The organism is Pseudomonas sp. Pseusp3 (assembly GCF_047304225.1).
GTDB classification, from domain to species: domain Bacteria; phylum Pseudomonadota; class Gammaproteobacteria; order Pseudomonadales; family Pseudomonadaceae; genus Aquipseudomonas; species Aquipseudomonas fluorescens_CD.
Genome location: NZ_JBGLYV010000056.1, coordinates 11,801 through 29,629, shown reverse-complemented (window position 1 = coordinate 29,629; position 17,829 = coordinate 11,801). Strand labels below are relative to the sequence as shown.

General features: G+C 59.6%; 13 protein-coding genes. 6 read left to right on the top strand and 7 right to left on the bottom strand.

Features of this window, described 5'->3' with window-relative positions; translation table 11 throughout:
- Positions 1-5 precede the first annotated feature (5 nt).
- From ACCD00_RS19260 to ACCD00_RS19230, 7 genes are all read right to left on the bottom strand, one after another.
- The gene (locus ACCD00_RS19260; RefSeq protein ID WP_008018749.1) at positions 6-917 is read right to left on the bottom strand and encodes an ABC transporter permease subunit; all 912 of its coding nucleotides are present in this window, start codon (positions 915-917) and stop codon (positions 6-8) included.
- Positions 918-927: 10 nt separating this feature from the next.
- Complete coding sequence (locus ACCD00_RS19255) at positions 928-1,938, bottom strand: ABC transporter permease subunit (protein WP_413426910.1); 1,011 nt, start codon at positions 1,936-1,938, stop codon at positions 928-930.
- 73 nt (positions 1,939-2,011) lie between these two features.
- Positions 2,012-3,607 carry an ABC transporter substrate-binding protein gene (locus ACCD00_RS19250; protein WP_413426908.1) on the bottom strand — a complete coding sequence of 532 codons (1,596 nt, stop codon included), beginning with the start codon at positions 3,605-3,607 and terminating at the stop codon, positions 2,012-2,014.
- Positions 3,608-3,684: 77 nt separating this feature from the next.
- Positions 3,685-5,118, bottom strand: coding sequence for an OprD family porin (locus tag ACCD00_RS19245; protein WP_413426906.1), 1,434 nt, complete (start codon positions 5,116-5,118; stop codon positions 3,685-3,687).
- 174 nt (positions 5,119-5,292) lie between these two features.
- Entirely contained in the window at positions 5,293-6,894 is a 1,602-nt protein-coding gene (locus ACCD00_RS19240; protein ID WP_413426904.1) for an ABC transporter substrate-binding protein, read from the bottom strand.
- 303 nt (positions 6,895-7,197) lie between these two features.
- Entirely contained in the window at positions 7,198-8,823 is a 1,626-nt protein-coding gene (locus tag ACCD00_RS19235; protein WP_413426902.1) for an ABC transporter substrate-binding protein, read from the bottom strand.
- Positions 8,824-9,295: 472 nt separating this feature from the next.
- A complete protein-coding gene (locus ACCD00_RS19230) occupies positions 9,296-10,012 on the bottom strand; it encodes an SIMPL domain-containing protein (RefSeq protein WP_413426900.1) in 717 nt (238 codons plus the stop codon).
- 305 nt (positions 10,013-10,317) lie between these two features.
- Here ACCD00_RS19230 and ACCD00_RS19225 point away from each other — a divergent pair, with 305 nt between their 5' ends.
- The 6 genes from ACCD00_RS19225 to ACCD00_RS19200 all read left to right on the top strand — a co-directional run bounded on the left by ACCD00_RS19225 (position 10,318) and on the right by ACCD00_RS19200 (position 17,737).
- On the top strand, positions 10,318-11,580 hold the full coding sequence (locus tag ACCD00_RS19225; protein ID WP_413426898.1) for an ATP-binding protein: 1,263 nt from the start codon (positions 10,318-10,320) through the stop codon (positions 11,578-11,580).
- Positions 11,573-12,133 (top strand): response regulator transcription factor, encoded by a 561-nt coding sequence (locus tag ACCD00_RS19220; RefSeq protein ID WP_008000948.1) that lies wholly within the window; start codon positions 11,573-11,575, stop codon positions 12,131-12,133. The genes ACCD00_RS19225 and ACCD00_RS19220 overlap by 8 nt, the downstream gene beginning before the upstream one ends.
- A gap of 97 nt (positions 12,134-12,230) precedes the next feature.
- Positions 12,231-13,958 carry an ABC transporter ATP-binding protein/permease gene (locus tag ACCD00_RS19215; RefSeq protein ID WP_413426896.1) on the top strand — a complete coding sequence of 576 codons (1,728 nt, stop codon included), beginning with the start codon at positions 12,231-12,233 and terminating at the stop codon, positions 13,956-13,958.
- Between the two features lie 193 nt (positions 13,959-14,151).
- Entirely contained in the window at positions 14,152-14,901 is a 750-nt protein-coding gene (locus ACCD00_RS19210; RefSeq protein ID WP_413426894.1) for a FadR/GntR family transcriptional regulator, read from the top strand.
- A gap of 425 nt (positions 14,902-15,326) precedes the next feature.
- Entirely contained in the window at positions 15,327-16,238 is a 912-nt protein-coding gene (gene kdgD / locus ACCD00_RS19205) for a 5-dehydro-4-deoxyglucarate dehydratase (RefSeq protein ID WP_057398863.1), read from the top strand.
- A 59-nt stretch (positions 16,239-16,297) separates the two neighbouring features.
- Positions 16,298-17,737 (top strand): aldehyde dehydrogenase family protein, encoded by a 1,440-nt coding sequence (locus ACCD00_RS19200; RefSeq protein ID WP_413426892.1) that lies wholly within the window; start codon positions 16,298-16,300, stop codon positions 17,735-17,737.
- The last annotated feature ends 92 nt before the right edge of the window (positions 17,738-17,829 follow it).

The following is a 17,829-nucleotide window of genomic DNA, read 5'->3' as shown; positions in this document are numbered from 1 at the left end:
TCTCCTCAGGCGGCGTTCTTGAGTTTCGGGTCCAGCGCATCGCGCAGGCCGTCGCCCATCAAGTTGATTGCCAGCACGCTGAGCAAAATGGTCAAACCAGGCAGGCTCACCACCCACCAGGCGCGTTCGATGTAGTCGCGGGCCGAAGCCAGCATGGTGCCCCACTCAGGGGTTGGCGGTTGTACGCCAAGGCCGAGGAAGCCCAGTGCGGCGGCATCGAGGATCGCCGAAGAGAAGCTCAGGGTGGCCTGGACGATCAGCGGCGCCATGCAGTTCGGCAGCACGGTGACGAACATCAGGCGTGGCAGGCCGGCACCGGCTAGGCGCGCGGCGGTCACGTAGTCGCGGTTCAGCTCACCCATTACCGCAGCACGGGTCAGGCGAACGTAGGACGGCAGGGACACCACGGCGATGGCGATCACGGTGTTGATCAGGCCTGGGCCGAGGATGGCGACGATCGCCACGGCCAGCAGCAGGGACGGCAGGGCCAGCATGATGTCCATCAGACGCATGATGGTCGGGCCGACCACGCGCGGGAAGAACCCGGCGAACAGACCCAGCAGGATCCCCGGGATCAGCGACATGACAACCGACGACAAGCCGATCATCAAGGACAGGCGCGAGCCAGTGATCAGGCGCGACAGCAGGTCGCGACCCAGTTCGTCGGTGCCGAGCAGGAACTGGATCTGCCCACCTTCCAGCCAGGCTGGCGGGGTCAGCAGGAAGTCACGGTATTGCTCGCTCGGGTTGTGGGGGGCAACCCACGGCGCGAAAATGGCGCAGAAAATCACCAGCAGCATGAACATCAGGCCGGCGACGGCACCTTTGTTCTTGGAGAACGCTTGCCAGAATTCTTTGTACGGCGATGGGTACAGCAGGCTTTGATCGACTGCTACCGATGGAATTGGAGTGGTCATGGTCATGATCTCAGCGCTGATGACGGATGCGTGGGTTGGCAAAGCCGTAGAGGATGTCCACTACGAAGTTGACCAGAATCACCAGGCAGGCGATTAACAGGATGCCGTTTTGCACGACGGGATAGTCTCGGGCGCCAATGGCTTCGATCAGCCATTTGCCGATGCCGGGCCACGAGAAGATGGTTTCGGTCAGGACCGCACCGGCCAGCAGGGTGCCGACTTGCAGGCCGACCACCGTCAGTACCGGAATCAGCGCGTTACGCAGACCATGTACGAACACCACGCGCGACGGCGACAGGCCCTTGGCCTTGGCGGTGCGAATGTAGTCTTCACGCAGCACTTCGAGCATCGAAGAACGGGTCATCCGCGCGATCACCGCCAGCGGGATGGTGCCGAGCACGATGGCCGGCAGGATCAGGTGGTGCAGGGCATCGAGGAACGCGCTGACGTCATCGGCCAGCAGCGTATCGATCAGCATGAAGCCTGTGCGTGGCTCGATGTCGTAAAGCAGGTCGATCCGCCCGGACACCGGGGTCCAGCCCAGACTCACCGAGAAGAACATGATCAGGATCAGGCCCCACCAGAAGATCGGCATCGAGTATCCCGCCAGGGAGACCCCCATTACCCCATGGTCGAACAGGGACCCTCGCTTGAGTGCCGCGATCACCCCGGCCAGAAGGCCCAGGATGCCGGCGAACAACATGGCGGCCGTGGCCAGTTCCAGGGTCGCGGGAAATAGAGAGCTGAACTCGCTCCAGACGCTTTCACGGGTTCGCAGGGATTCACCGAGGTCGCCGTGGGCCAGTTTGCCGATGTAATCCAGGTACTGGGCATACAGGGGTTTGTTCAGACCTAGGCGTTCCATTGCCTGAGCGTGCATTTCCGGGTCGACTCTGCGTTCGCCCATCATGACTTCCACGGGGTCGCCTGGGATCATGCGAATCAACGCGAATGTCAGCAAGGTGATGCCGAAAAACGTGGGGATCAGTAACCCCAGTCGGCGGGCAATAAAACTAAACATCGTAAGGTGTACCTCATCAGCCGGTTAGGCGTGCCCGGCATGCCTGGGTCAGGCATGCCGGGAGTTTTCTTATCTACTTCACCTGGGTGGTGGCGAAGTTATTCGTGGTGAGTGGGCTAATGTGGTAGCCCTCTACGTTGTTGCGCATTGCAGTAAACATTCTAGTGTGCGCCAGGCTGATCCATGGCTGGTCCTGGTTGAAAATAACCTGGGCCTGTTCGTACAGTGCTGCACGTTCGGCCGGATCGGTTTTTTCCCGGGCCTTGTCGATCAGCGCCTGGAACTTGTCATTGCACCAGCGTGCATAGTTTTCGCCGTTCCTGGCCGCTTCACAACTGAGCATAGGCGTCAGGAAGTTATCCGGATCGCCGTTATCGCCCGCCCATCCGGCGGAAACCATGTCGTGTTCGCCGTTTTTCGCGCGTTTGAGCATTTCGCCCCATTCCATCACGCGAATGTCGATCTTGATCCCGATCTTGGCCAGGTCGGCCTGCATCATCTGCGCGCCGAGCATCGGGTTCGGGTTGGTGGCGCCACCGCCGTTACGGGTGAACAGGGTGAATACCGTGCCTTCCGGTACGCCGGCTTCCTTGAGCAGGGCGCGGGCCTTGTCCAGGTCGCGGGGCGGGTTCTTCAGGTCGTGGTTGTAGCCCAGCAGAGTGTCCGGGAACGGGTTGACCGCCGCGGTCGCATTGCCTTTGCCGAACAGCGCGTTGACGGCCGCTTCCTTGTCGAAGGCGATGTCGATGGCTTTACGCACACGCACGTCGCTCAGGTATTTGTGCGTGGTGTTGATGGCGATGTACGCAACGGTCATCGCGTTCAGCTCGTCGACTTTGAGCTTGGTGTCTTTCCTGATGCTCGGGATGTCGTCCGGTTTCGGGTACAGCGCGACCTGACATTCGTTGGCCTTGAGCTTCTGCAGGCGCACGTTGTTGTCGGTGGCGATGGCGAAGATCAATGAGTCAGCCGGTGCCTTGCCACGGAAGTAGTCCGGGTTGGCCTTGAAACGAACCTGGGCATCCTTGTTGTAGCGCTGGAAGACGAACGGACCGGTGCCGACCGGCTTGTTGTTCAGATCGCCGGTCTTGCCGGCCTTGAGCAACTGGTCGGCGTATTCGGCGGAGTAGATCGAAGAAAACGCCATGGCGATGTCGGCCAGGAACGGCGCTTCGCGACGGGTCAGGGTGAACTTGACCGTGTTGTCGTCGACTTTCTCGACGTTTTTCAGCAGTTCCTTGAAGCCCATGCTCTCAAAGTACGGGAAGCCTACGCTCGACAGCTTGTGCCATGGGTGGTTTGGGTCCAGCTGACGCTGGAAGCTCCAGACTACGTCGTCGGCATTCATGTCGCGGGTCGGCTTGAAGTATTCGGTGGTGTGGAACTTGACGCCTTTACGCAGGTGGAACGTGTACGTCAGACCGTCCTCGCTGATGTCCCAGGATTGGGCCAGTGCCGGAATCACATCAGTGGTGCCGGGCTTGAAGTCCGCCAGACGATTGAAGATGGTTTCGGCCACCGCATCGGCTGTGACTGCAGTCGTGTACTGGACCATGTCGAAGCCTTCGGGGCTGTTTTCGGTGCAAACCACCAGGGGTTTGGCCGAAACGCCGACTGCGACACTGAGCAAAGCAGCCGCGATGGCCGCACGTAGGGGAAGCATTTTCATCAAGAACCCTCTGCAATCAGTTAAAGGACAAAGCCGAACGGCCGATTCATCGCTGAACCAGCCGTTCGGCAGCGGTATTACAGGATGTTGAACGGAACCGTGGTCACGAGACGGAACTCGTTGATGCTGCCGTCAGCCTGGTTTTCGCTGGCACGGTGAGCGGTGTAGGTACCGCGGATCGTGGTGGCCTTGAGCGGGCCGCTCTGCACGGCGTAGGTCGCGCCGATACCGTATTCATAATGGGTTTCGCCATCCTGGGCCTGGATGCCGTCGTAACCCTTGCCTGCCACGCCGCCGTTGCCGGTGTAGTGAGTACCGTCGATACCCCAGCCGCGAGCCTGGTAGATGTTGAACTTCAGGCCCGGTACGCCGTATTCGGCCATGTTCAGACCGTAGGCAACCTGGAACGATTTTTCGTTCGGGCCGTTGAAGTCCGACAGCAGGGAGTTGGCCAGGTAGATGCCGTTGGTTTCGTGCAGGTAGTCGAAGTACTCGTTACCGTTCACTTCCTGGTACGAGAAGGTCAGGCTGTGAGCCTGGTGGGTCAGGCCGAACGACAGGGAATAGGTGTCGTTGTCGATGTCGCCGATCAGCGCCTTACCGGTTTCCTTGGTTTTGTAGTAGTTCAGGCCGGTGGTCAGGCTCAGTACCTGGCTATCGCCCAGTACGTGAGAGGCGCCGAAGTAGTACTGGTTCCAGATGTCTTCAGCCTGGGTCGCCCAGAGGCTGGTGGTCAGGCTGGCGAGCGGGTTGTAGGTGATACCGCCGGTGTAGACGTGGTCGGTTTCGACGATGCCGTTGGCGTATTCGGTGCGGAACTTGCGCTGGCTTTCTTCGGTACGCGGTGAGTTGCGGTCGAAGGTGGCCAGGTCGAAGGTCAGGTTGTTCAGCTCTTCGCTGTGGATGGCCAGACCTTCGAAGCTCGAAGGCAGTGCACGGTTGCCGATCACGTCGACCATCGGGCTGCTGAAGTTCATGCGGCCGGCGGTCAGGGTGGTGTTGGAGATACGCGCCTTGACGTTGGCCAGGCCCAGTTTGCTCCACTGGCCTTGAGCGTCGCCGCCTTCCTTGGTCAGGGTACGGTTGTTGCCCGCGCCTGGACGAGTGCCCGGTGCGCCACCGTTGTTGGATGCCAGGTCCTTGCGGTCGCGATCCAGGGCGATAGCGTTATAGGCCGCCACTTCAGTGCTGAAGCCGACAGTGCCTTCGGTGAAGCCCGAGTTGTACTTGAGGATGGTGCCCTGGACCCAGTTGATCCGGCGATCGGTCGGAGTCGAAACGCCGTCCTTCTTGTAGGCGAATTTGGCGCCGCGTTGCAGTTGCTCGTTGGCGTACCAGTTACGCGTGGTGCCGGTGATCGACTGGCCTTCGACAAAGCCGGTGGCTTCGCTCTGGGCGCTTTTCTCGTTCACGGTAACCGGGGTGAAAGCCTGGCTTTGGGTTTCTGCGTAAGCCGTGGCGGTTACGCTGCTGATGGCCAGGGCCAATAACGCGGTGCTGCTCAGTTTCATGGGTAAAGCTCCTTACTTTCTTTTTTTATACCGGTCTTTTTTTGTGATCCGGCTATTGGTTTAGAACTCATTCACGGCATCGCAAACGTTTGCTGTCGGCCAATTTGGCGAAAGACGGCAAAGCGTCTGCGTGGGGGCGGAAAAATCCGCCCCCTGGCATTTCTGGCTAATCGGTTATTTTTCTATGCTGACACCCGAGAACACATTGCGGCCGAACGGGCTCACCTTGAACCCTTCGATTTTGGCGCTCAGCGGCTGGTTGACCGTTGAGTGGGCGACTGGCGTGATCGGCACTTGCTGTTTAAGCAACTGCTGCGCCTGTTTGTAGAGCAGGGTGCGCTGGTCCCGGTCGGTGACGACCTTGGCCTGCTTGATCAGCTTGTCGTAAGCCGGATCACACCACATCGAGTAGTTGTTGCCGCCAATGGCATCGCAGCTGTAGAGCGTGCCCAGCCAGTTGTCCGGATCACCATTGTCACCGGTCCAGCCAATCAGGCTGATGTCGTGCTCGCCATTCTTGGTGCGCTTGATGTACTCGCCCCACTCATAGCTGACGATATTGACCTTGAGGCCGATCTTCGCCCAGTCAGCCTGGAGCATCTCGGCCATCAACTTGGCGTTGGGGTTGTACGGACGCTGGACCGGCATGGCCCAGAGGGTGATTTCAGTGCCTTCCTTGACGCCGGCAGCCTTGAGCAATTCCCTGGCTTTTTCCGGGTTGTAGGCGGCGTCCTTGATCGTGTCGTCGTAGGACCATTGGGTCGGCGGCATGGCGTTGACCGCCAGTTGCCCCGCGCCCTGGTAAACGGCATTGAGAATGCCTTGCTTGTTCACCGCCATGTCCAGCGCCTGACGCACTTCGAGCTGGTCGAAAGGTTTGTGGCGCACGTTGTAGGCGATGTAGCCGAGGTTGAAACCAGGCTTCTCGATCAGTTGCAGGGCCGGGTCGTTCTTCAGCGCGGTCACATCGGCAGGGCGCGGGTGCAGGGTGATCTGGCATTCGCCGGCCTTGAGTTTCTGCACGCGCACCGAGGCGTCGGTGTTGATGGCGAAAATCAGGTTGTCGAGCTTGACCCGGCTCGGGTCCCAGTAATGCTTGTTGCCGGTGTAACGGATGTTCGAGTCTTTCTGGTAGCTCTTGAACACGAACGGCCCGGTGCCGACCGGCTTCTGGTTGATGTCGCTCGGTTTGCCTTGCGCCAGCAGCTTGTCAGCGTATTCGGCCGAAAGGATGGCGGCGAAGCTCATGGCGATGTTCTGGATGAACGCGGCGTCCACGCTGTTGAGCGTCATGACCACGGTCAGCGGCCCGGTCTTTTCGACCTTGGCGATGTTCTTGTTCAGGCTCATGCCGTTGAAGTACGGAAACTCTGTCGGATAAGCCTTACGGAAAGGCTGTTGCGGGTCGAGCATGCGATTGAACGTGAACAGCACGTCATCGGCATTGAAATCACGGGTTGGCGTGAAGTATTTGGTGGTATGAAACTTCACCCCTTCGCGCAGGTGGAAGGTGTACTTGAGGCCATCCTCGGAAATATCCCAGCTCGTGGCCAGGCCCGGTACGACGTTGGTCGCGCCTTTCTCAAACTCTGCCAATCGGTTGTACAGCGGCTCGGCGGCATCGTTGTCGGTCGCAGTGGTGTACTGCGCCGTATCGAAACCGGCGGGGCTGCCTTCAGAGCAGAACACCAGGCTGTTGTTGGCTGCCTGGCTGATGGAAGTGGCGGCCAACAGGCCGGTGCCCAGCAATGCGGATAAAACCAAGGTATGGCGCATAACGCTCCCTTATCTCTCAAAGTGTTATCAATGAGCTGCCGTCCCGTGCGCAGACGTAGAGGCATCACTGATTTCAAGCCATGCACGCAGCAGTAACCGATGACCCACGCGTGCACTGGTCGGATCCCGACGGTATGAGCCACGGGTCCGGCAGTAAATGCGTAGAGTCCTAAAGACTCGTAGGAAATGGCGACGCGTCCTTACCCGACGCTGTAGTCAGCTGCGGATTTGGATGTAGGCGAATTCCTGCTTTCTCGGTAGATAAAGCAACGGCGACGTCAGAAACGTCGCCGTTGCAAAACCTTATTTGCTGACGCTGACGCCGTAGAAGGAGTTCAAGCCAAATGGGCTGATCTTGAAATCCTGCACTTCGTTGCGCATAGGCTGGAACACCGTCGAGTGAGCGATAGGTGTCATTGGAACAGCGTCTTTGAGGACGTGTTGCGCCTGCTTGTACAGTTCGGTGCGCTTGCCCTGATCGGTCGTGCGCTTGGCTTCTTTCACGATGCCGTCGAACTTCTTGTCGCACCACTTGGAGAAGTTGTTGCCTTGCAGGGAGTCGCAGCCGAACAGCACGTTCAGCCAGTTGTCCGGGTCACCGTTGTCGCCGCTCCAGCCAATCAGCATCGCGCCGTTCTCGCCGCCTTTGGAGCGCTTGATGTACTCGCCCCATTCGTAGCTCTGGATTTTGGCCTTGATACCGATCTTCGCCCAGTCGGACTGCAGCATTTCTGCCATCAGCTTGGCGTTCGGGTTGTACGGACGCTGTACCGGCATCGCCCACAGAACGATTTCGGTGCCTTCCTTCACACCGGCTTCCTTGAGCAGCTCTTTGGCTTTCTCAGGGTTGTACGGTGCATCCTTGATAGTGGTGTCGTAGGACCACTGGGTCGGTGGCATGGCGTTGACGGCCAGTTGGCCCGCGCCCTGGTAAACCGAGTCGATGATCTGCTGCTTGTTGACGGCCATGTCCAGTGCCTGACGCACTTTCAGTTGGGCCATCGGGTTCGGCTTGTCGTCACCCTTGATCTTGTCCATCACGTTGTAGGCGATGTAACCCAGGTTGAAACCAGCCTGATCAGGCACTTTCAGGGTTTTGTCTTCCTTGAGCGCCTTCAGGTCGGCCGGACGCGGGAACAGAGTGATCTGGCACTCGTTCTTCTTCAGCTTCTGGATACGTACCGACGGGTCGGTGGTGATGGCGAAGATCAGGTTGTCGATCTTCACGTCGTCAGGCTTCCAGTAGTCCTTGTTCCCGGTGTAGCGGATGTTAGAGTCTTTCTGGTAGCTCTTGAACACGAACGGACCGGTGCCGACCGGCTTCTGGTTGATGTCGGCGGCTTTGCCTTCCTTGAGCAGCTGGGCAGCGTACTCGGCGGACTGTACCGAAGCGAAACTCATGGCCATGTTCTGGATGAACGCGGCGTCAACTTCCTTGAGGGTGAACTTGACGGTGTGGTCGTCGACTTTATCGATCTTGGTGATGTTGGTGTCCATCCCCATGTCGGTGAAGTACGGGAATTCGGTCGGGTACGCCTTACGGAACGGGTCATCCTTGTTAATCATGCGATTGAAGGTGAACAGCACGTCGTCGGCGTTGAACTCACGAGTCGGCTTGAAGTACGGAGTAGTGTGGAACTTGACGCCTTCACGCAGGTGGAAGGTGTAGGTCAGGCCGTCATCGGAGATGTCCCACTTGGTCGCCAGACCAGGAACAACGGCGGTGCCGCCGCGCTCGAACTGGGTGAGGCGGTTGAACATGGTTTCTGCAGAGGCGTCGAAGTCGGTTCCGGTGGTGTATTGACCTGGATCGAAACCGGCCGGGCTCCCTTCGGAGCAGAACACCAGGTTAGTCGCTGCTTGGGCGAACGGTGCGCTGGCTAACAAGCTTGCGCCAACTAAAAACGGAATGACCGCGTGTTTAAGCATGGTGGCCTCATGATTTGTTGTCATTTTTGGAATTAGAGGACGACCTCGTGAGTCGTGCCTGCGGATACTTATGCAGGGGCCATACCCAATGCAAGATCCAGAGTGACTACAAGCCTTAAACGGTGGCACGAACGTACCTTAATGTCGCATTTGTATAACTCCTGACGCATTTGACCGTTTGCGCAGCTTTTTTACGGTGCAAACGACGCACTTTTAGGGTGCGTCCCGGACGCCTGGTGCTCCCGATCAGGGCGGGGTGTTACTTATTTATACCCCGTTTTGTGCGGTGGGTATGGCGTGAATAAGAGTGGTTATTGTTGCACTGATAGTGGCTAATTAATCTCAGTTGCACCTCGTGCAACTGCCAGCTTTTCTCAGTGGACTATCCAGTTATAGCTCATGCCTGAAAACTGCCCAAAAAAAACGGCGATCATGTGAGTGATCGCCGTTCTTCTGATTACGGGCTATCGATTCAAGGCATCAGCACTTCAATCGAACCATCGGCGGTCATGCTGACCTGGCTGGTACCGGCTTCGACATCCGGTGTCACCGGGGCGGCGTCCATGGCAGCGGCTTTCATCATCATCGGCGCGCGCAAGTAAGGCTGTGGATAACCGTTGCTGTTGAGGTTCAGGTTGACGATCTTGTAGCTCTTGCCGCCGAGGGCATCGGTGGCCAGTTGAGCGCGGGCCTTGAAGGCGCTTATGGCGTCCTTGAGCAGGGCGTCTTCGCTGGCCTTGCGGGTCGGGGTGGCGATGGCGAAGTCCATGCCGCCCATTTTCAGGTCGGTGAGCAGTTCGCCGGTCAGCTTCGACAGCGCGGCGAAGTCCGGGCTTTCCAGGCGCAGTTCGGCGCGCTCGCGCCAGCCGGTGATTTTCTGGCCCTTGGTGTCGTAGATCGGGTAGCTGTTGCGACTGCCCTGGCGCAGGGTGATGTCCTTGACTTGTTTGGCCTTGGCCAGCGCCTTGTTCATGGTGGTGCTGACGTCGGCGGCGAGTTTGGCCGGGTCGCTGTTCTGTTCTTCGGTGTAGAGGGTCACGATCATCAGGTCGCGGGCCACTTCCTGACTGACTTCGGCGCGCAGGGAAATCTGGTTGTAATGAAGCTCGTCGGCGGCCACGGCCGGGAGGCTGGCGACGGTGCCAACGCTCAGGGCGAGGAGGGCGGCGCTGCGGCGGAATGTGTGCATGAAGGCTCCTTGAAAGTTGCGCAGGGGTTCGGTCCGGGCCTGCGTGAAACCATCAGACTCTAGCTTTTATGCACTGGTTCGCACAGTTACAACTTCTATACAGATGCGCATGCCCTTTGTAGGAGCGAGCTTGCTCGCGAAAAATCCGGAAGCGTCACGGGAAGTCAGAATTCCCGCGTAATCGTTGGCGACCATCGCGAGCATGCTCGCTCCTACATGTGGCCGTTTGCCGCAGTTTTGCCTGTCGGCCCCCGCGCTTGGTTATACTCCCAGCGATCCGCCTGGAGCGCTCATCAGGAGAGCTCATGCTCGCCCCCGTTCAAATCACTTCCGCCACTCGCCAGAACCTCTGGCGGCTGACGTTCATCCGCACGTTGGTGCTGGCCGCCCAAGCCGGTTCCGTGGGCCTGGCCTACTGGCTCGAATTGCTGCCGCTGCCCTGGTTTCAATTGGCCGCGACCCTCGGTTGTTCGATGCTGTTGTGCGTGTTCACGGCGATTCGCCTGCGCACCTCGTGGCCGGTGACCGAGCTCGAATACGCCGTGCAACTGGCCTGCGACCTGTTTATCCACAGCGCATTGTTGTATTTCTCCGGTGGCTCGACCAACCCCTTCGTTTCCTATTACCTGGTGCCGCTGACCATTGCCGCGGTGACGTTGCCATGGCGTTATTCGGTGATCCTGTCGGGTATCGCGCTGACGATGTACACGCTGCTGCTGGCACAGTTTTACCCGTTGCAAACCTTCCCGATCGCGCGGGAAAACCTGCAGGTGTACGGGATGTGGTTGAGCTTCGCCCTCGCCGCCGCAGTGATCACGTTCTTCGCTGCGCGCATGGCCGAAGAGCTGCGCCGTCAGGAAGAACTTCGCGCCATTCGTCGCGAAGAAGGCCTGCGCGACCAGCAACTGCTGGCCGTCGCCACCCAGGCCGCCGGTGCGGCCCATGAATTGGGCACGCCGCTGGCGACCATGAGTGTGCTACTCAAGGAAATGCGTCAGGACCACCATGATCCGATGTTGCAGGACGACCTGAGCGTTTTGCAGGATCAGGTCAAACTGTGCAAGGAAACCTTGCAGCACCTGGTGCGCGCTGCGGAGGCCAATCGCCGTTTGGCGGTGGAGATGCAGGACGTCACCGATTGGCTTGATGAAGCCCTCAATCGCTGGCACCTGATGCGCCCGGAAGCCAGTTATCGCTTTCAGCGTCTCGGCCAGGGCGCAGTGCCGCGCATGGCGCCGCCGCCGGACTTGACCCAGGCTTTGCTGAATCTGTTGAACAACGCCGCCGATGCCTGCCCCGAAGGGCTGCAAGTGACGCTGGACTGGGATTGGGAAAACCTCACCATCAGCATTCGTGACCATGGTGCCGGTGTGCCGCTGGCCATCGCCGAGCAAATCGGCAAACCGTTTTTTACCACCAAGGGCAAAGGCTTCGGCCTGGGCCTGTTTTTGAGCAAGGCCAGCGTGACACGCGCCGGCGGCTCAGTGAAACTCTACAGTCATGAGGAAGGCGGCACGCTCACCGAGCTGCGCCTGCCCCGTGTCGCCCGAGGAGACGAACATGAGTGACGAGATCCAAGTCGAAGGCGAAGAACTGCCGCATTTGTTGCTGGTCGATGACGACGCCACATTCACCCGCGTCATGGCTCGCGCCATGGCCCGCCGCGGTTTTCGCGTCAGCACTGCCAGTTCGGCCGAGGAAGGCCTGGAACTGGCCAAGGCCGATCTGCCGGATTACGCCGCCCTGGACCTGAAGATGGACGGCGATTCGGGCCTGGTGCTGCTGCCCAAGTTGCTGGAAATGGACCCGGAAATGCGCGTGGTGATCCTTACCGGCTATTCGAGCATTGCCACTGCCGTCGAGGCGATCAAGCGCGGTGCCTGCAACTACCTGTGCAAACCGGCGGACGCCGACGACGTGCTGGCGGCGCTGCTGTCCGAACACGCCGATCTCGACAGCCTGGTACCGGAAAACCCGATGTCCGTGGACCGCCTGCAGTGGGAACACATCCAGCGCGTGCTGACCGAGCACGAAGGCAACATCTCCGCCACGGCCCGCGCCCTGGGCATGCACCGCCGCACCCTGCAGCGCAAACTGCAGAAGCGTCCCGTTCGCCGCTGAACCGGTGCTGAACGAATGCGGGCCATATCTCGCAACAAACCGAACCGATCCTCTATGATCGGTTCGTGCGTCTTCTTTTCTCTATCGAGCCTTATCCATGAATCAGAACGCTGAGTATTCCGCGGTCAACGATGCCGTGCGCGGGCAGTTTTTTCGCAAAGTGTGGGCGATGATCACGCCTTACTGGCGCAGTGAAGAGAAGGTCAAGGCCTGGACTCTTCTGATCGCGGTGATTGCGCTGTCGCTGATCAGCGTGGGGATCTCGGTGTGGTTCAACACCTGGTACAAGGACTTCTACAACGCCCTGCAAAAGAAGGACGAGGCCGCGTTCTGGCAACTGATCCTGTATTTCTGCGCGATTGCGGCGGTGGCGATCGTCGGCGCGGTGTATCGGCTCTACCTGACGCAGATGCTGACGATCCGCTGGCGGGCATGGCTCACTGAAAAGCATTTCACCCGCTGGCTGGGTGACAAGAACTACTACCAGCTGGAGCAGGGCGGTTACACCGATAACCCGGACCAGCGGATTTCCGAAGACCTCAACAACTTCACCTCCAACACCCTTGAGCTGGGTATCGGGTTGCTGCGCAATATCGTCAGCCTGGTGTCGTTCTCGATCATTCTGTGGGGCGTGTCGGGCAGCATTGAAGTATTCGGCATCACCATTCCCGGCTACATGTTCTGGTGCGTGCTGGTTTACGCCGTGGTCGGCAGCTGGCTGACACATTTGATCGGTCGTCGCCTGATAGGCCTGAACAACCAACAACAACGCTTCGAAGCCGACCTGCGTTTCTCCATGGTGCGGATTCGCGAGAATGCCGAAAGCATTGCGTTGTACAACGGCGAGCCGAACGAAAATCGTCGGTTGAGCGGCCGCTTCGGGATGGTCTGGCATAACTTCTGGGACATCATGAAAGTGTCCAAGCGCCTGACTTTCTTCACCGCCGGTTACAGTCAGGCCGCCATCATCTTCCCCTTCATGGTGGCGGCGCCGCGTTATCTCTCCGGCAAGATCGAACTCGGCGAACTGATGCAGATCAGCTCGGCATTCGGCAATGTGCAGGAAAGCTTCAGCTGGTTTATCAGTGCGTACCAGAACCTCGCTTCCTGGCGCGCTACCTGTGATCGTCTGCTGAGCTTCCACCAGGCCATGGGTGACAACGAAGGGCGTGCACCGGCCATCGACGTACAGAATTCGGGCTCCGCTCTGAAGGTGCACAGCCTCGGCCTCGACCTGGCTGATGGTCGTCACCTGCTGACCAACGCCGACATGACCGTGGAGGAGGGCGACCGAGTGATGCTCAGCGGTCGTTCCGGCAGCGGCAAGTCGACCCTGCTGCGGGCGATGGGACATCTTTGGCCGACCGGCCACGGCAGTATTCGCCTGCCATCGGCGCGCTACCTGTTCCTGCCGCAAAAACCGTATTTGCCGATTGGCACCCTGCGTGATGTCCTCAGTTATCCACAGCCCGGCGATACCTATCCGAAGGAGCGCTACGTGCACGTGCTGGAAACCTGTCGCCTGCCGCACCTGATTGCCCGTCTCGACGAAGCCAACCACTGGCAACGCATGCTGTCGCCGGGTGAGCAGCAGCGCCTGGCCTTTGCCCGTGCGCTGCTTTATGCACCGCAATGGCTGTATATGGACGAAGCGACCTCGGCGATGGACGAAGAAGACGAGGCCACGCTGTATCAGGCGCTGATCGATGAGTTGCCGGGGCTGAGCATTGTCAGCGTCGGTCATCGCAGCAGTCTGAAGCGCTTCCATCCGCGGCACATCCGTATCGAGAATGGCCATCTGGTGGACCAGACCGTGACTGCCTGAACACCACCACACCCTTGTAGGAGCGAGCTTGCTCGCGATGGACTTGAAAACGCCGCGTGGATTCAGGACGCACGCGTTATCGTTAACCTCCATCGCGAGCAAGCTCGCTCCTACAGGGGTGAGGTGATCGTACAACCGCGTTGCGCTATGATGCGCGTTACAGCAGCCGAACTTTTCGAGACAGATGTTCACCATGGAAAACCCGAACGACGCACCACGCCTCCCACGCAAGCGCCGCAGCCTCGCTCAGGAACTGGTGACGGTGCTGTCCGAGCAGATCCGCGATGGTCATCTCAAGCGTGGCGACAAGCTGCCCACCGAGTCGGCCATCATGGATGCCCATGGTGTCAGCCGCACGGTGGTACGCGAAGCGATATCCCGTTTGCAGGCGGCCGGCCAGGTGGAAACCCGCCACGGTATCGGCACCTTCGTGCTCGACACGCCGAGCCCGAGCGGCTTTCGTATCGACCCGGCCACCGTGGTGACCTTGCGCGATGTGCTGGCGATCCTGGAACTGCGCATCAGTCTCGAAGTGGAGTCTGCCGGGCTGGCGGCGCAACGTCGCAGCCCGCAGCAACTGGCCAACATGCGCGCCGCCCTCGATGCGTTGAATGAAAGCGTCGCCCACGCCAGTGATGCCGTGGCGTCGGACTTCGCCTTCCACCTCGAAATCGCGCTGTCCACCGGCAACCGCTACTTCACCGACATCATGACCCACCTGGGCACGAGCATCATTCCGCGCACACGGCTGAATTCCGCGCGCCTGGCCCATGACGACCAGCAGCACTACATGAATCGCCTGAGCCGTGAGCACGAGGAAATCTACGACGCCATTGCCCGTCAGGATTCCGATGCGGCCCGTGCAGCGATGCGCCTGCACCTGACCAACAGCCGCGAGCGGTTGCGTCATGCCCATGAAGAGGCGGAGGCGCAGCGCGGTTAGGCTTTCTGCTTCACGTGATTCGTCGTCTGATCTTTCGCCTTCGCGAGCAAGCCCGCTCCCACATTGAATCTTCAGTGAACACAAAATTTGTGAGCGCCAGAGATCAAGTGTGGGAGCGGGCTTGTCTCCGGGCGGCGATCCGACGAAGGGGCCTGTAGTCATCTCACAAACCTTCAGTCAGTCCAAAAAATCTTTCTCTTCCGACAACGTATCTCTACCAAGTCCGTCGGTCGAGCCAATTCCCTATGCCATCGCAGCACCAAGGGCCCATAAAAATGGGCTAATCACCCTTCTTGTCGAACAATTTTCCCCCGCAGCGATGAAATGCAGTTGACGGTTATATTTTAAGTTGTACGATGACCTACAACTTCAGCGCTGGCTGAACGGTTTTCTCACACAACGTCGCTATCCAGGGTGTTCGAATAATGAATCCACAAGAACTGAAGTCCATCCTCTCTGCCGGTCTGCTGTCTTTCCCGGTCACCGATTTCAATGCTCAGGGCGACTTCAATCGCGCGGGTTACATCAAGCGTCTCGAATGGCTGGCCCCATACGGCGCCTCGGCGCTGTTCGCCGCGGGCGGCACCGGTGAGTTCTTCTCTCTGGCGGCTAGCGAATATTCGGAAATCATCAAGACTGCCGTCGACACCTGCGCCTCCAGCGTGCCAATCCTGGCCGGCGTGGGCGGTTCGACCCGCCAGGCTATCGAATACGCACAGGAAGCCGAGCGTCTGGGTGCCAAGGGCTTGCTGCTGCTGCCGCACTACCTGACCGAAGCCAGCCAGGACGGCGTTGCCGCCCACGTTGAAGCGGTGTGCAAATCGGTCAACATCGGCGTTGTGGTCTACAACCGTAACGTTTGCCGCCTGACCGCGCCGCTGCTGGAACGTCTGGCCGAGCGCTGCCCGAACCTGATCGGCTACAAGGATGGCCTGGGTGATATCGAGTTGATGGTGTCGATCCGTCGCCGCCTCGGTGATCGCTTCAGCTACCTGGGTGGCTTGCCGACCGCCGAAGTCTACGCCGCGGCCTACAAGGCCCTGGGCGTACCGGTCTACTCCTCGGCGGTGTTCAACTTCATCCCGAAAACCGCGATGGACTTCTACCACGCCATCGCTCGTGAAGATCACGCCACCGTTGGCAAGATCATCGACGACTTCTTCCTGCCGTACCTGGACATCCGTAACCGCAAGGCCGGTTATGCGGTGAGCATCGTCAAGGCCGGGGCAAGAATTGCCGGCTACGACGCAGGTCCCGTGCGTGCGCCGCTGACCGATCTGACCGGCGAAGAGTACGAAATGCTCGCCGCGCTGATCGACAAGCAGGGCGCGCAATAACAACGATCAAACCGGAGCCGCTGAGCGATCAGCGGCTTTTTGCGTGAGGAGAACGACTCGTGACAAAGCGCTACGACAACTACATCAACGGTGAATGGGTCGCCGGTGCCGATTACTCGGTCAACATCAACCCGTCCGAACTGAGCGACGCCATCGGCGATTACGCCAAGGCTGACCTGGCGCAGGTCCACGCCGCCATTGACGCCGCCCGTGCCGCATTCCCGGCGTGGTCGGTTTCGGGCATCCAGGCCCGTCACGACTCCCTGGATAAAGTCGGTAGCGAGATCCTCGCCCGTCGCGAAGAGCTCGGCACCCTGCTGGCCAGGGAAGAGGGCAAGACCCTGCCTGAAGCCATCGGTGAAGTGACCCGCGCCGGCAACATCTTCAAATTCTTCGCCGGCGAGTGCCTGCGTCTGTCCGGCGACTACCTGCCGTCGGTGCGTCCGGGCGTCAACGTTGAAGTCACTCGCGAAGCCTTGGGCGTGGTCGGTCTGATCACCCCGTGGAACTTCCCGATTGCCATCCCCGCATGGAAAATCGCTCCGGCCCTGGCCTACGGCAACTGCGTCGTGCTCAAGCCTGCCGACCTGGTACCGGGTTGCGCCTGGGCCCTGGCCGAAATCATCTCACGCGCCGGCTTCCCGGCCGGTGTGTTCAACCTGGTGATGGGCAGCGGTCGCGTGGTGGGTGATGCACTGGTCAACAGCCCGAAAGTCGATGGCATCAGCTTCACCGGCTCCGTCGGTGTAGGCCGTCAGATCGCGGTCAGCTGTGTGTCGCGCCAGGCCAAGGTCCAGCTGGAAATGGGCGGCAAGAACCCGCAGATCATTCTCGACGATGCCGACCTCCAGCAAGCGGTCGAGTTGTCGGTGCAGAGTGCGTTCTATTCCACTGGCCAGCGTTGCACCGCATCGAGCCGCTTCATCGTCACCGCCGGCATCCACGACAAGTTCGTCGAAGCCATGGCCGAGCGCATGAAGTCGATCAAGGTCGGCCACGCCTTGAAGGCTGGCACCGACATCGGTCCGGTGGTCTCGCAAGCTCAACTTGAACAGGACATGAAGTACATCGACATCGGCCAGTCCGAAGGTGCACGCCTGGTCAGCGGCGGTGGCCTGGTGACCTGCGACACCGAAGGCTACTTCCTCGCGCCAACCCTGTTTGCCGACAGCACAGCTGCGATGCGCATCAGCCGTGAAGAGATCTTCGGCCCGGTGGCCAACATTGTTCGCGTAGCTGATTACGAAGCCGCGCTGGCCATGGCCAACGACACCGAGTTCGGCCTGTCGGCGGGCATTGCCACCAGCTCGTTGAAATACGCCAACCACTTCAAGCGCCACTCCCAGGCCGGGATGGTGATGGTCAACCTGCCGACCGCCGGTGTGGATTACCACGTTCCGTTCGGTGGGCGTAAAGGTTCATCCTATGGATCACGTGAGCAAGGTCGCTATGCGCAAGAGTTCTACACGGTCGTAAAGACCAGCTACATCGGCTCGTAACAAGAAACTCCGTGGTATTGGCAACGATACCGCGCCCCCTGTAGGAGCGAGCTCTGCTCGCGATGGTCTCGAGGTCGCGAAGTTCAGCCTGA

Bases quoted from the DNA above. Each gene is read 5' to 3' on its own strand.
- ACCD00_RS19260 (WP_008018749.1), bottom strand. From the start codon at position 917: ATGACCACTCCAATTCCATCGGTAGCAGTCGATCAAAGCCTGCTGTAC.
- ACCD00_RS19250 (WP_413426908.1), bottom strand. From the start codon at position 3,607: ATGAAAATGCTTCCCCTACGTGCGGCCATCGCGGCTGCTTTGCTCAGT.
- ACCD00_RS19255 (WP_413426910.1), bottom strand. From the start codon at position 1,938: ATGTTTAGTTTTATTGCCCGCCGACTGGGGTTACTGATCCCCACGTTT.
- ACCD00_RS19230 (WP_413426900.1), bottom strand. From the start codon at position 10,012: ATGCACACATTCCGCCGCAGCGCCGCCCTCCTCGCCCTGAGCGTTGGC.
- ACCD00_RS19225 (WP_413426898.1), top strand. From the start codon at position 10,318: ATGCTCGCCCCCGTTCAAATCACTTCCGCCACTCGCCAGAACCTCTGG.
- ACCD00_RS19235 (WP_413426902.1), bottom strand. From the start codon at position 8,823: ATGCTTAAACACGCGGTCATTCCGTTTTTAGTTGGCGCAAGCTTGTTA.
- ACCD00_RS19215 (WP_413426896.1), top strand. From the start codon at position 12,231: ATGAATCAGAACGCTGAGTATTCCGCGGTCAACGATGCCGTGCGCGGG.
- kdgD (WP_057398863.1), top strand. From the start codon at position 15,327: ATGAATCCACAAGAACTGAAGTCCATCCTCTCTGCCGGTCTGCTGTCT.
- ACCD00_RS19210 (WP_413426894.1), top strand. From the start codon at position 14,152: ATGGAAAACCCGAACGACGCACCACGCCTCCCACGCAAGCGCCGCAGC.
- ACCD00_RS19240 (WP_413426904.1), bottom strand. From the start codon at position 6,894: ATGCGCCATACCTTGGTTTTATCCGCATTGCTGGGCACCGGCCTGTTG.
- ACCD00_RS19220 (WP_008000948.1), top strand. From the start codon at position 11,573: ATGAGTGACGAGATCCAAGTCGAAGGCGAAGAACTGCCGCATTTGTTG.
- ACCD00_RS19245 (WP_413426906.1), bottom strand. From the start codon at position 5,118: ATGAAACTGAGCAGCACCGCGTTATTGGCCCTGGCCATCAGCAGCGTA.